The organism is Fibrobacter sp. HC4 (genome assembly GCF_023373925.1).
Lineage (GTDB): Bacteria > Fibrobacterota > Fibrobacteria > Fibrobacterales > Fibrobacteraceae > Fibrobacter.
Window position 1 is genome coordinate 100,312 of record NZ_JALCZV010000013.1, and the last position, 12,176, is coordinate 112,487.

The window sequence follows — 12,176 nt, forward strand, 5'->3', positions numbered from 1 at the left end:
CTTAACGAAGTACACGGTCTACTCCGAACCAGATGACGCCTGCCATGACAAAGGCGGCTATGATTTGGAGGATGATGATAATTTTATTTACAAAATAGGCTTTTTGTGATTTACGGTGCCAGGAAGGGTAGACATTCCGATCTTCACTTTCAATCTGTTCTTCGTTTTGTTTTTGAGTATCGTTCATTTCGGGGAGAAATATACTCATTTAAAAAGGAGGCCTCGTGAGCGTTTCCAAAAATTTTTAACTTCTAGGGGTCTTATGAGAAAACTCCTGCTCCTCATTGCAGTTTGCGTGTCCTGTGCACTGGCTCAGATTGGCTTGGCCCAGTCTGAAAGCGGTCTGTACGCCCCTTCTGCCATGACACTTGGCCAGGGATACCTTTTTGTCTCAGGCAGTTTTGAAATGGTCAGCAATGGTGAAACTGCCAGCATGGAAGGGTACTATACCGCAGACGGTAAACAGGTTGACCTTGGCAGGAATACTCCGTCAAACGACGAGAATTTGTTTGTGTCGTTTGGTGTCCTGGATAATCTGGATTTGTCCTTTTCTGTACCGTTCCACTACGACGGGGACATTCCCGGTGATGATTTTAATGGACTTGGACTGGGTGACATTCAGGTTGCTGGCAAAATTTCGTTCCCTTTATCTGACTGGATTTATCTTGGCCTAGGGAGTGAAATCATCGCGCCTACCGGTATTGAAAATAAAGGCTTTAGACCGAGACATCGGTGGTATATAGAACGTGACGGTTCGTCTTATGCGTATACGGCGGGCAACTGGGTTGTGGGGGCGAATGCCTACTTGACGATTGTCGGTGGAGAGTTTGTTACCTTTAACAGCTATGCCGCTCTTTTAAAAGAAGTGGGTGCTGACGAAACGTTTGTCCTGTGGGGCGGCGGTTTCAATATTTTCCCAGAAAAAATGCTAACCTTGATTTTGGAAATGTCCGGCGAGAGTCCCATACGTTCTTCCCATGTGCATCGCAGTGTGCTGAACAGTCCGTTCCGCTTTACTCCTGCCCTCAAGTTGCATTTGCCTCATGACGCCTTCCTGACAGTATTCGCCGACGTAGGCCTCAATTACTTCCGTTCCGACGATCTTGATAATGGATTGCCAGTTCATCTTGAAAATTCTTCTTCGGATATAGACTTTACCATATCGGGTAGCCCTACGGTTTCAATGGGCATAACCTTGAGCAAGACTTTTGATTTTAGCTGGCATGATGACGATGGTGACGGGGTCATAGACCGTAAGGACCTGTGCCCTAATACAGGCCGTAATCAGGTTGTGAACGCTCGTGGTTGCCCTGTGGATGAAGACCGCGATGGCGTGCTGAACATCGTGGATATGTGCCCTGGAACGCCTCTCGGTGTAATCGTCGGTCGAGACGGTTGCCCTCTGGACTTTGACCACGACGGAGTGCCGGACTACTTGGATAAATGCCTTGGCACGAAAAAGGGATTTGCTGTGGATTCCACAGGATGTATGCTGGATACCGATGGCGATGGAATCGATGATAACAACGATAAATGCCCTAATACCATTCCCGGTGATCCTGTAGACAGTACAGGTTGTCCTTTGGATCAGGACCATGACGGCATTCCCAATGACGTTGATAAATGCCCTGACACACCCTCCGATGTTTCGATTGACTTGATGGGTTGCCCCTTGGATTTTGATCAGGATGGCGTGCCCGATGGATATGACCGCTGCCCTAATTCCCTGTCGGGTGAAATTGTAGACCAGTTCGGCTGCCCCAATGATGCTGATAAGGATGGTGTTCCCGATACGAGAGATTTATGCCCCGATACTCAGGAAGGTGTGGCTGTCAATAGCGATGGCTGCCGCGTGGATTCCGATGACGATGGCGTCTTTGACGAAGAAGACAAGTGCCCGAGAACTCCGGCTGGTGCACCTGTAGATTCGCTGGGTTGTGCCATCGATTCAGACCATGACGGCATCCCCGACTGGATGGACTATTGCCCGGGAACTCTTGCCAAGGTGGCGGTGGATATTGAAGGCTGTCCCATGAATGCCCGATTGAACTTCAATTCCATGGCTCAGAGGATCAAGTTCAAACATGGGGACACGACGTTGGTCCACTCTAGCTACACAGCCCTGAGCGATGTGATTGCCGCAATGCGCAAGCATCCCATGATGCTAGAAATCCAGTGCAGTGCCAGCGATGTTAGCCCTGACCGTGCCCAGGAACTGTCCGAAGCTCGAGCCCGTTCCATATTCAATTTCCTTGAGATGAAGGGTATCAGTGAAGACCGTCTAACCTATAAGGGGTACGGAAGCAAGCTTCCGCCGACCCAGACGCAGAAGAATGGAAGTTCCGCCCTGATTCGGCTTGTTCCGGTCTTGATGAAGACTGAACCCTAAAAATTTTCTATATTAGGCCAAACGTACTAGAACAAGACGGGCTTGCGAGAATGCAGCTCGATTAAATAAAGGATTTTTATGAAGATTGCTGACAAGACCGTTGTCCTGATGCACTACACTCTTACTTCTGACGAAGGTCAGGTGATTGACTCTTCCGCTGGCCGCGACCCGCTGCAGTACATCCAGGGTGCCCATATGATCGTTGTTGGTCTCGAAAAGGCCATGGTCGGTCATGAAGTTGGCGACAAGTTCGACGTCAAGGTGATCCCCTCCGAAGGTTACGGCGAATACGACGAACGTATGACTCAGGAAGTTCCCGTTAGCGTTTTCCAGGGTGTCGACAAGGTTGAAGCCGGTATGCAGTTCTATGCCCAGACTCCGGCAGGTCCCATGCCCATTCGCGTCAAGTCCGTCAATGGCGACAAGGCTGTTATCGATGCTAACCACGAACTGGCCGGCAAGAACCTGAACTTCGCTATCGAAGTGGTCGAAGTCCGCGAAGCTACCGAAGAAGAACTGAAGCCTTTTGAACCGCATCAGTGCCATTGCGGTAAGGGTGAAAACTGCTGCCATGGCGAAGATCCTGACTGCGAATGCCACGGCGAAGGCCACAAGGAAAACTGTGATGGCAAGGGCGGTTGCGGCTGCAAGCATCACGATGAACATCATAACGGCTAATTTTTAAAGTTAGCGTTTAGAAAAAGGCGTCTGGTTTGAACCAGGCGCCTTTTCTGTCTGACTACCCCAAAAAATTAGAATAGGGTAATGCCAAAACTGAGGAACGGCTGGAAGTTTGAATTCAATTCCAGCTTGAATTCGTCACCGCTCTTGTCTTTGGAAGTCTTTCTTTCGAAGTTAGTGTGGAATGTTTCGTAGCTGTTCTTGAGACCGGTAGAGATGTAGGCCCCATGCCATGCGATTCGGAGGCCGGCGCCATAGGCGTAGCCGTAGAGTACCGGAGACAGGAACTGGGTATTGTCAGAGAAGAAGGTCTTACCGAATATACCTGCTCCAAATAGATAGGGCTTGAACATGAACTGGTAATTGTAGCTTGCGATAAGAGGGTAGGCCAGGTCAAATCCCAACTGGAAGAGGGCTGTGTGGATCTGATGTCGGCCGTCGATGTCGGACTTGCTGATGGGGGAGTCGCCGAAATAGTCTTCGTAAAGTGCCTCGAAATCCTTCATAACCTTGTCCCTGTTTGCAGGGTGGTGGCTGACGCCAAGGAACTGGTATCCTGCCATGACGTAGATGTCGAACCATCCGGTAATGGGGAGGGTTCCCGAAGCTCCGTATATGTATGAATTGTCTACTGAAATATTGTATTTCTGGTTGTGGACTTTGTAGGTGTAATCCACGTTGCCCATGCTGACGTTGCTGAATTCAATGTAAGGGCCGAATGATCCTCGGTCTTCATATTCATGGATATCGCTCCTTTCAGCCGCCGCCATGGAATTATCAATGACGATTCGGTCGGCAAAGGCAAGGGTAAGGGAGCAAAGGCTCAACGTTATAATCTTTCTAAACATGAAACAAAAATTAATTTTTTTCGTGTAAATTGAAATTTTTCGTGAATTATTTGTGAAAAAAGTGTATTTTTTCGGTCATAAAAAGCAAAAACCTCTATTTGGAGCTGTAATATTATGAACAAGAAGATTTTGGGTGCCCTTTGCGCTGCCAGTTTGATGTTTTCTTTGACGGCTTGTGACGATAAGATGGATCCTAACGATCCGGCTTCCGTCCGTAAGTATCTGACTAAGCAGCAGATTGCCTTTACCCCGAACCAGTTTGTCTCCTTCGCTGTTAATGGCGATACCGCTAAGATGACCTTGTTCCTCCAGGCATCTTTCGAAATCGACCAGCCCGCCGACAACGGCAACAACGCTGTTGCTATCGCTGCCAACAAGGGTAACATGGTTGTTCTGGACTACCTCTTTGCCCATGGTGCAAAGGCTGACGTCCGCAACGGTAACGGCGAAGCTGTTATCGACAACGCTGTCATGATGGGCAACAAGGAAGTTGTTTCCCGCCTCCTCACTCAGCTGAAGGCCGAAGGCGCTGATCCCCAGACTCTGGGTACCGCAGTTCTCCTGGCCGCTAAGGCTGGTAAGGTCGACATGCTGGAAATCCTCGCCAACGCCGGTGCTTCCCTGGAAACCCGTAGCGCCGATGGTTATATGCCCATCCACTGGACTGTCAAGAACGGTCAGTATGACGCTATGATGTTCCTCATTGGTAAGGGTGTTGACGTGAACGCCAAGTGCGGTCAGGGCTACTCTGTTCTGGACTGGGCAACCAACGAAGGTTACACCCGTCTGATCAAGGCTCTGAAGAAGGCTGGCGCCAAGAATACTCCGCAGTACTTCAAGGATTCCAAGGGCAAGTAAGATTTGAGGGGTGAATTCCCTTGGAATAGTCAAAAATTCGAAAAAATCCGCAGTTTTTCTGCGGATTTTTTTGCGTTTAGGGGAGTAGACCGCCTGATTTTCTGCCTATCGGGGTGAAGTTTGTTCTTAATTGCTTATAATTCCGTTTTTTTTGAGAATTTCTGCATTTTACGCAATGGTTCTTTGTATTTTTAGGTTATGAAGTTCTCTTTACTGACCAAGTTGTGTCTATGCTTGTGCTTGACTGGCGTTTTTGCCGGTGCCCAAGAAACGGTTGAAAGCGTCCGTCGTCAGATTAAGGCGGTGGAAGCCGAAACTGCCCGCGAAAAATCCATGCACGATGCCGAAAAGAAGCGCCACGCCGAATTTGTGGAAGTTGGTCGCAAGAAAGTTCAGGCTCTTGCTACCCAGAATAAGACCTTGAAGGCCGAAATCGATTCCCTCAAGGCCGAAATCAAGAATTTGGCTGAAGCACGCCAGAAGACCGCCGGTACCATCAAGTACTTTGAAAACCGCAAGGCCAAATACAATGAATCCCTGGCTAAGGTTATCGATTCACTGGTTCCCGTGTTTGAGTCCGATTTCCCGTACCGCAACGAGGAAACGGTCACCAGCGTTAAGGAAATCGCCAATCAGCTTCATAAGAGCCTGATCGAGGCTGACGATGGCCTCAACCGCACCTTGGAAGTTTTCTATGACCGAATCCGCCTTGGGTACACCACCGAAGTGTGGAACGGGTTCCTGCAGGTGGATGCACGCAACGTTGCCGGCAAGTTCATGCGTTATGGTGCCGTGGCCGCCATCTTTGTGAGCAACGACGGTAACGACGTTCTTTGGTTGACCCGCACCGATAAGGGTGCCTATAAGTGGAAGAATGTTTCTGACGACCTGGCCATGCGTACCGTCCTGAAGGACGTGATGAAGGTGGCCGAGGGCAAGACTGCTCCCCGTCTGGTTACAATCCCTGTATTTATTCCCGCGGAGGCTAAGTAATGAAGTTCTTTAACCTTCGTAAGTTGATTGCCCCTGTGGCTGTTGCCGCTGTTCTCTGTGCCGCTCCCGCAATGGCTCAGAAGGGCGGAGAATCCATTGATGCTGTAAAGCAGCGTGCTGAACTGAACAGCGCCAAGGCTGACTTGGAAGAAGCCCGCAAGAAACGCGACATGGCCGTGGCCGCCCGTTGGAAGGACCGCGAAACCGCCAATCAGGAACGTGAACTTTTTAACGAGAAGTATCAGGAAAACAAGGAAAAGGTTGACGCTCTCATGAGCGAACGCGCCCGTCTTTTCGAAGATGTCCGCGTTGCCCGTGAAGACTTGGCTCAGGTAAAGCTCCAGGCTGAAAAGGCCCGCGCCGAATACCTTTCTCTGGCTGCTGGTCCCGAACGTCTTGAGACGTTGGCTAAGTTCCAGGAACAGGGAATTCCCTTCAAGATTGCAGAACGCGTAGAAGTCCAGAACAAGGTGAAGAAGGAAATGGGTCTGTATCGCGATGATCCTCTCCGTATTGCCAAGTCTATCTTGAATGTGGCCAAGAACGAGATGGCCTTTACCCGCGAAGTGCAGGTGGAACAGGCCGAATTGGTGTTCGGTACCGCTGTGGCCCAGGGTTACCGCATGCGTCTGGGTGGCTTGTTTGCCATGCAGAAGTCTACTGCGGTCATGGATTCCGCCGGCAATAGCGCCTCTGCCTTGATGCTCCCTGTGGCTGGCGAAAAGAAACGCTCCTTCAGCTGGCAAGAAAATCTGACTCCCGAAACAAAGACTCAAGTTACAACTGCTTTTGGCAGTTACAAGGATTCCGCCCATGTTATGGTGCCGGTGGACGTGCTCCTGAGTACAGAACTGAGCAGTGAACTGGCTAACCACCAGGAAACCACCTGGAAGGATGAACTGAAGACTTTCTTCAAGAACGGTGGCATTTTGATGTACCCCATCGTGGCCATCTTCGGTCTGGGTCTGTTGATTGTGGCCTGGCGCCTGCTGTGGCTCTTGATCTTTGGCTTTGGCGGTCTTGGCGTTCGCCGAACCTTGAAAGCTTTGGATAAGGGAGACATCGAAGGGGCCCGCAAACATGTAAAGAAGGCCCATGGGGAAGTCGGAAAGGTACTGAAAACCGTTCTTAACAAGGAATATGGTGGCCGCGCTGCAGCAGAAAAGGCCTTGGAAGGCGTATTCTCCGCAGACGTTCCCAAGATTGAATCTGGACTTACCTGGGTTTCCGTGTTTGCGGCGACGGCTCCGCTCCTTGGTTTGTTGGGTACCGTGATGGGTATGATCGAATTGTTTGATGTCATTACCATGCATGGCACTTCCGACCCCAAGCTTTTGGCTGGCGGTATTTCCATTGCCCTTGTGACGACGGAAGCTGGCCTTATTGTGGCTATTCCGCTGCAGCTTCTGCATACCTTCCTGGCTAACCGTGCCGACGCTCTTCGTGGTCGTATGGAAAAGGCTGGCTTGGCTGTATTGAATGCCCTTTGGATTAAAGAAAAGTAATTCGCGGTTGTTATGGATCCCATAGTGATTGCAGGCGTAGATCAGAATTCCGTCTTGGAAGCGGCTTTCGGCATCCTCTTTAGAGGGGGCTGGGTCCTGGCACCGATTTTTGTGCTGGGATGGTTTGGCTGGTTTCTGATGCTGGAACGCTATGGCTACTATTTTATGCTCCGCGGAAAGTCCCAGTCTTCTTTCTGGCGGTTGCTGAAGAAGAAGGGGGTGGACGCCGCCTTTGCGAAACTCCGCAAGCGCCCCTACGGTTACTTTTTGGCCTTGGCCGAAGACGTACGCAACCATCATCATGAAGGTCCTGTGGCGGTACGTAATGCTATGGAAGCTACTCGCCATCGCATTTCGCTGAACTTGGCGAAGTCTTTGAAGACCATTTCTACCTGCGCCGCTATTGCGCCTATGCTTGGCCTGTTGGGTACAGTTAGTGGCATGGTCCATACTTTTGAAACCATCCAGCTTTTTGGTTTTGGAAATCCGGTGCTTCTGGCTGACGGCATTTCCGAAGCCCTGCTTACGACCCAGGCCGGGCTCCTGGTGGCTTTCCCCCTGATGCTTGCCTACAACTACTTGGCAAGCCGAGTAGAAAAAGTGGAAGATGAAGCCTGGAGCGAAGCCCTGAAATTTGAAGCTTATGTGTTTGATTCCGAACGTGGTCTTGATGCTTCTTTAGTGTGTCATCCTGACTCCTCTTCAGAGAGCCAGCCTGTGTCCCCTTCAGAGAGTCATTCTGAGCGTAGCGAAGAATCCAGTGAGGTATAAAAATGAGTTTTATTCGTAAACGTAATCGCGACGCTGGCGGCATCGATGTCTCTCCCATGCTGGACATGGTGTTCATCTTGTTGATCTTCTTTATTGTGACTTCCACTTTTACCCGCGAAACCGGTGTGGACGTTACCAAGCCCAAGGCCAGTTCCGCCAAGGATCTTGCCAAGGAAAGTATTCTTGTGGGCGTTACCCGCCAGGGAACCATTCACATTAACGAAACCCAGGTGAATCTTTCTACCCTGCAGACCGTGCTCCGTCAGATGATGGCCGAGGCTCCGGATCGTCCGGTGATTATCGTTAGCGACCGTGACGCACCCAATGGCGTGGTGGTGGATATTTTGGATGAATGTAATATTGCCAAGGTCCGCAAAGTCTCCATTTCAGCAAATAAGGAAGAGTGAGCGATTGGCAATTAACAGTGAACAGTGAATAGTGAAGGGGGCTGCGAGAGAGGTGTCATTCTGAGCGAAACGAAGAATCTGGAAGCTTAGATATGAATTATGAGACATGATTGAGTGTGTCATTCTGAGCGAAACGAAGTGGAGTCGAAGAATCTAACAATTTTGAGTCTAAAAGTAGAATTTATATGAAGAACTTTTCGTTCACAGATTTTATGGTCAAGTATTTCCGCTTTCCGGCGGCATTCGTGCTTTCCTTTGTGGTGAGTGCGGTGTTCTTCTTGGCTGTTCCTGTGATCAACGCATTGTTCTTCGATAAGGGCGTTAAGGCCGAAAAGGAACTGGAAGCCGTTACCGAGGTGGAAGTCCTTGTTAGCGAAAAGAAGCCCGAAGTTCAGAAAAAGGTTTTACGTACTGTTGTGAATCCCAACCCCTTCAAGATCTCTTCCAATATGGGAATGGCCCGCAGTCAGAACTTCTCTATGGATTTGTCCCTGGCTCGTGGTGCTGCAGGCGATGGTGTTGCCGTTGGTACTGGCGGCATGGAAAATGTTGTTTATGAAGCTGGCGAAGTGGACGAACAGGCCGGTGTATTGCGTGAAGTGCAGCCTAAGTTCCCTGCAAAGGCCAAGCGCATGGGTGTTTCGGGTTACGTGAAGGTCTTGATTGTGATTGACGTTTACGGCGATGTGGCTCAGGCTCAGGTGTTGACCCAGGAACCTGCAGGTTATGGCTTTGATGTGGAAGCCTTGAATGCTGTTCGTCAGTGGAAGTTCAGTCCCGCTCAGTTAGGCGGATATCCCGTGGCCCAGAAGGCTACAAAGGAGTTCCGCTTTGTTAACTAGAGTGTGTCATTCTGAGTCAAAGAATCTAGTGCTTTCGTTCTTTGTCTGCATTCTTTTCTTGCTTTCTTCAACGGCATTTGCTGCCGACGATTACTTTTTCAAGGCAAACGAACTTTACGACCAGGGCAAGTACAAGGAATCTGTTCCACTGTATCGTGCAGCCATTGATGATGGCAAGTACGAACCTTTTGCCTGGTTCAATTTGGGTAACGCACTTGTTCAGCTGGGGCGCAAGGAAGTGGCCTTGGTGGCTTACCGCCGTACTGTGGAACTGCTGCCCAATTTCGAGAAAGCCTGGATGCTCATGGGCGACATCTATTACCTGGCTGGGGATGCGGGAGAGGCCATTGCTGCCTATAACCGCGCAGTGGAACTGGGTGTAGAATCGGACCATGTCCATTTTGCCTTGGCTGAATGTTATTTGAAGGGCCGCGATTGGACTCTTGCCCAGAAAAATTTTGAACGGGCTCTCCAGCTGAATCCGGATCGTATGGATGCCTGGTATGGCTTGGCCGAAGTCTATGAAAAGTTAGGCGATTATGAATACGCTATCAAGACTTTGCAGAATGCCTTACAGATGACCGCCACCGCTGGCGCAGATGTCCACTTTACCATGGCTTACTACTATCGTAGCATGGATTCCACCAAGAAGTCCTTGAACGAAATGGAAAACGGACTGCTGATGGATCCGGAAAATGTTTCTGCCCGCCGTTACCTGGCTCAGATGTACGTGAAGCAGGAATCCCCCTGGATGGCCATCTTTACCTTGGAAGAAGGTTTGCGCCATAAGAAAGGCGTCGCCGATTTGAATCTTGATCTAGGCCAGATTTACTTCAATCAGAAACGCTACGACGAAGCCTTCGAATGCTATATGAAGGCTTGGCTTGCAGGCAATTCCCAGGGACGCATCGGTGCCGAAAACGTGGGCCATGTGTTCTCTAACGAAGGCGATACTGAAAAGGCCGAAAGCCTGTACAAGCGCATCCGCGAAAAGAAATAAAAAATTAGCGAATCAATCTTGCTAAATTTTCCCCAAAATGCTTATTTCAGGGGATATAGAATGAAAAAAATATTTGCTCTGACTTTTATTGCTGCCATGGCATGCTTCGTAAATGCTGAAACAACAGGTTGCCCGTCCGGTAGCAACGGCCCAATTGTTTATTCTACAGATAATGGCTTGTGTGTGGCTACGATTTATGCTGATGCGGGAGCTTCGGCGACTGTACAGCTCAATGATAATAATCCAACATTGCTCTATAAACGCAAGTTTGAAAAAAATGGAGCTGTTACAGTTGATAAGGTTGTTTATCAAAGAACTGATGAAGATAAGGCTAATCGAAAAAGCGTTGTATTCCCGTTCTCAGTTCCTGAAGGATGCAACGACGGAAAAGTTTTCGCTTTTGAACAGGTTCGTAATTTTAGCGGTTCATGGATTCTTTCTGTAGTGGAAACATCATCAATAGAAGCGAATGTTCCTTATATCATTCAATTTGGGAATAAGGTTAGTTTTAAAACTAGCTCCGATAACTCTTCCTGTAAATACACCATTCAGGCTGCGGATTCAATCAAAACTGTTAGAGTAAAAGCTGACTCACTTAAAGGCTCTTGGAAAATGAAGGGCACGTATCAGGAAATTGTCTTTGATGATGTATCTAAGGTCGGAGTGTATGGTTTTTCTGGCTATGCAAAAAAAATAAGTGAAACAACGTCAATAGAAGCTGGAAAATTTGTAAAAGCGGGGAATGGTGCAAGTGTTCCTCCTCTTCGTGCTTATTTGGTTTATAATAAGAATGATACCTTGTTTAAAGCTTCTGAAGGCAAGCCGGCCCCGGAGGGAATGGCTTCTGTAGCCTCATTTTCTGATGAAAGTCTTCCATCTGAAATTGAAGTTGAGTTCCTTGACAAAGATGGTAATGTCACCGCCATCGCTCAGATGGACACCCGCACCGGTGAAATTTCTACCGATAAGAACCTCTGGTTTGATCTCAAGGGTCGCAAACTGAACAAGAAGCCCACCGTCAAGGGAACCTACTACAACAACGGCCAGAAGGTCATCATCAAGTAAGGTGTCAAAAAATATTTAAGAAAGAATATGTCGCTCCCAAGATGGACGTTGTAGAAATGAAAATCGAGACCGTTCTCATGGAGTCCGGTGGCACCGATGGTGGCCCCGAAGCCACTGAATACGATGGCGAATTCGGCTGCCTCTACAATCCTGAAATGGATAAAAAGGCTTAATTTATTTACAAATAGCCTCCACTATCACCCCGGATCCACCCGGGGCCTTTTTTTTTCGTACGTCATGCCGAACTTGTTTCTGCATCGACATTCCCGAACCAGAGCCTTCACCGCGTAAGCGATGTCTCTGAGTCGGCATTCCCATATCCCTGAGCTATACGAAACTCGCCACATCAGTGGCCTAGTTGAGTTATCCTCTTTGGAGAGGTGTCGAAGGGCACCTCGGCAGGCTCGGTGACCTTGCGAAAGCCTCCTGTAAAATGCGTAAAAGTAGCCGACAAATTGCAAAGCACCGTTTTACGCGGATGACAGAGCTTCCGCAAAATGCAAAGCACCGTTTCACGCGGATGACAATCGCAAAGGCCGGGATGACAGCGCTCCTTTGTTCGTGCTAAAAAATTTTACAATCATTTTTCAAAAAATCGGGATCCATTCCCCGCAAAAAAGCGTGTATAGGATTGGTGGCGATTTTGCCTTCCCGCAAAGGTGTGCGCAACAACCGAAAAAATACATGAACAAAAGAAAACATGACGGGTTCCTGAAGTACGTCTTTTCAAAACCGGTCAACGCAAAGGCTCTTTTCGAGATGGCGTCAAGGACTAACAGGAACCTGGCCGACATCCTCGCCGAAGTGGACCTGGATA

13 protein-coding genes are annotated in these 12,176 nt (G+C 49.0%); 11 read left to right on the forward strand and 2 right to left on the reverse strand.

The features are described 5' to 3' along the window. Window position 1: 1 nt before the first annotated feature. Window positions 2-187 (reverse strand): hypothetical protein, encoded by a 186-nt coding sequence (locus tag MMG03_RS09990; RefSeq protein ID WP_139259148.1) that lies wholly within the window; start codon window positions 185-187, stop codon window positions 2-4. A gap of 75 nt (window positions 188-262) precedes the next feature. On the opposite strand from MMG03_RS09990, the gene MMG03_RS09995 reads away from it, so the two are divergent. Then, entirely contained in the window at window positions 263-2,389 is a 2,127-nt protein-coding gene (locus tag MMG03_RS09995; RefSeq protein WP_112132066.1) for a thrombospondin type 3 repeat-containing protein, read from the forward strand. A gap of 78 nt (window positions 2,390-2,467) precedes the next feature. Beyond that, window positions 2,468-3,067, forward strand: a complete 600-nt coding sequence (gene slyD / locus MMG03_RS10000; protein WP_073160026.1) for a peptidylprolyl isomerase — start codon at window positions 2,468-2,470, stop codon at window positions 3,065-3,067. A gap of 74 nt (window positions 3,068-3,141) precedes the next feature. Here the strand turns inward: slyD and MMG03_RS10005 are convergent, their stop codons facing one another. Continuing rightward, window positions 3,142-3,918 (reverse strand): hypothetical protein, encoded by a 777-nt coding sequence (locus MMG03_RS10005; protein WP_073236708.1) that lies wholly within the window; start codon window positions 3,916-3,918, stop codon window positions 3,142-3,144. 114 nt (window positions 3,919-4,032) lie between these two features. On the opposite strand from MMG03_RS10005, the gene MMG03_RS10010 reads away from it, so the two are divergent. The 9 genes from MMG03_RS10010 (at window position 4,033) to MMG03_RS15885 (ending at window position 11,532) form a co-directional block, all read left to right on the forward strand. Continuing rightward, a complete protein-coding gene (locus MMG03_RS10010; RefSeq protein ID WP_073160030.1) occupies window positions 4,033-4,776 on the forward strand; it encodes an ankyrin repeat domain-containing protein in 744 nt (247 codons plus the stop codon). A 198-nt stretch (window positions 4,777-4,974) separates the two neighbouring features. After that, window positions 4,975-5,769, forward strand: a complete 795-nt coding sequence (locus MMG03_RS10015) for a DUF3450 family protein (RefSeq protein WP_112132067.1) — start codon at window positions 4,975-4,977, stop codon at window positions 5,767-5,769. Further along, window positions 5,769-7,274 carry a MotA/TolQ/ExbB proton channel family protein gene (locus MMG03_RS10020; RefSeq protein ID WP_083538223.1) on the forward strand — a complete coding sequence of 502 codons (1,506 nt, stop codon included), beginning with the start codon at window positions 5,769-5,771 and terminating at the stop codon, window positions 7,272-7,274. The genes MMG03_RS10015 and MMG03_RS10020 overlap by 1 nt, the downstream gene beginning before the upstream one ends. Before the next feature lie 12 nt (window positions 7,275-7,286). Beyond that, window positions 7,287-8,045: a MotA/TolQ/ExbB proton channel family protein gene (locus MMG03_RS10025; RefSeq protein WP_088665476.1), complete on the forward strand. Its 759-nt coding sequence runs from the start codon at window positions 7,287-7,289 to the stop codon at window positions 8,043-8,045. 2 nt (window positions 8,046-8,047) lie between these two features. Beyond that, a complete protein-coding gene (locus tag MMG03_RS10030; RefSeq protein WP_073160035.1) occupies window positions 8,048-8,452 on the forward strand; it encodes a biopolymer transporter ExbD in 405 nt (134 codons plus the stop codon). Between the two features lie 185 nt (window positions 8,453-8,637). Beyond that, window positions 8,638-9,294, forward strand: a complete 657-nt coding sequence (locus MMG03_RS10035; protein WP_249506188.1) for a TonB family protein — start codon at window positions 8,638-8,640, stop codon at window positions 9,292-9,294. Next, window positions 9,284-10,294 carry a tetratricopeptide repeat protein gene (locus MMG03_RS10040; protein WP_073284816.1) on the forward strand — a complete coding sequence of 337 codons (1,011 nt, stop codon included), beginning with the start codon at window positions 9,284-9,286 and terminating at the stop codon, window positions 10,292-10,294. Before MMG03_RS10035 ends, MMG03_RS10040 begins: the two co-directional genes overlap by 11 nt. 60 nt (window positions 10,295-10,354) lie before the next feature. Further along, complete coding sequence (locus MMG03_RS10045) at window positions 10,355-11,359, forward strand: hypothetical protein (RefSeq protein ID WP_249506189.1); 1,005 nt, start codon at window positions 10,355-10,357, stop codon at window positions 11,357-11,359. A 41-nt stretch (window positions 11,360-11,400) separates the two neighbouring features. Next, a complete protein-coding gene (locus MMG03_RS15885) occupies window positions 11,401-11,532 on the forward strand; it encodes a hypothetical protein (protein WP_254917581.1) in 132 nt (43 codons plus the stop codon). Window positions 11,533-12,176 lie beyond the last annotated feature (644 nt).

Excerpts from the sequence above, each read along its gene's own strand:
- MMG03_RS09990 (WP_139259148.1), bottom strand. The coding sequence starts at position 187 with ATGAACGATACTCAAAAACAAAACGAAGAACAGATTGAAAGTGAAGAT.
- MMG03_RS10025 (WP_088665476.1), top strand. The coding sequence starts at position 7,287 with ATGGATCCCATAGTGATTGCAGGCGTAGATCAGAATTCCGTCTTGGAA.
- MMG03_RS10010 (WP_073160030.1), top strand. The coding sequence starts at position 4,033 with ATGAACAAGAAGATTTTGGGTGCCCTTTGCGCTGCCAGTTTGATGTTT.
- MMG03_RS15885 (WP_254917581.1), top strand. The coding sequence starts at position 11,401 with ATGGACGTTGTAGAAATGAAAATCGAGACCGTTCTCATGGAGTCCGGT.
- MMG03_RS10020 (WP_083538223.1), top strand. The coding sequence starts at position 5,769 with ATGAAGTTCTTTAACCTTCGTAAGTTGATTGCCCCTGTGGCTGTTGCC.
- MMG03_RS10015 (WP_112132067.1), top strand. The coding sequence starts at position 4,975 with ATGAAGTTCTCTTTACTGACCAAGTTGTGTCTATGCTTGTGCTTGACT.
- MMG03_RS10035 (WP_249506188.1), top strand. The coding sequence starts at position 8,638 with ATGAAGAACTTTTCGTTCACAGATTTTATGGTCAAGTATTTCCGCTTT.
- slyD (WP_073160026.1), top strand. The coding sequence starts at position 2,468 with ATGAAGATTGCTGACAAGACCGTTGTCCTGATGCACTACACTCTTACT.
- MMG03_RS10045 (WP_249506189.1), top strand. The coding sequence starts at position 10,355 with ATGAAAAAAATATTTGCTCTGACTTTTATTGCTGCCATGGCATGCTTC.
- MMG03_RS10030 (WP_073160035.1), top strand. The coding sequence starts at position 8,048 with ATGAGTTTTATTCGTAAACGTAATCGCGACGCTGGCGGCATCGATGTC.
- MMG03_RS10005 (WP_073236708.1), bottom strand. The coding sequence starts at position 3,918 with ATGTTTAGAAAGATTATAACGTTGAGCCTTTGCTCCCTTACCCTTGCC.
- MMG03_RS09995 (WP_112132066.1), top strand. The coding sequence starts at position 263 with ATGAGAAAACTCCTGCTCCTCATTGCAGTTTGCGTGTCCTGTGCACTG.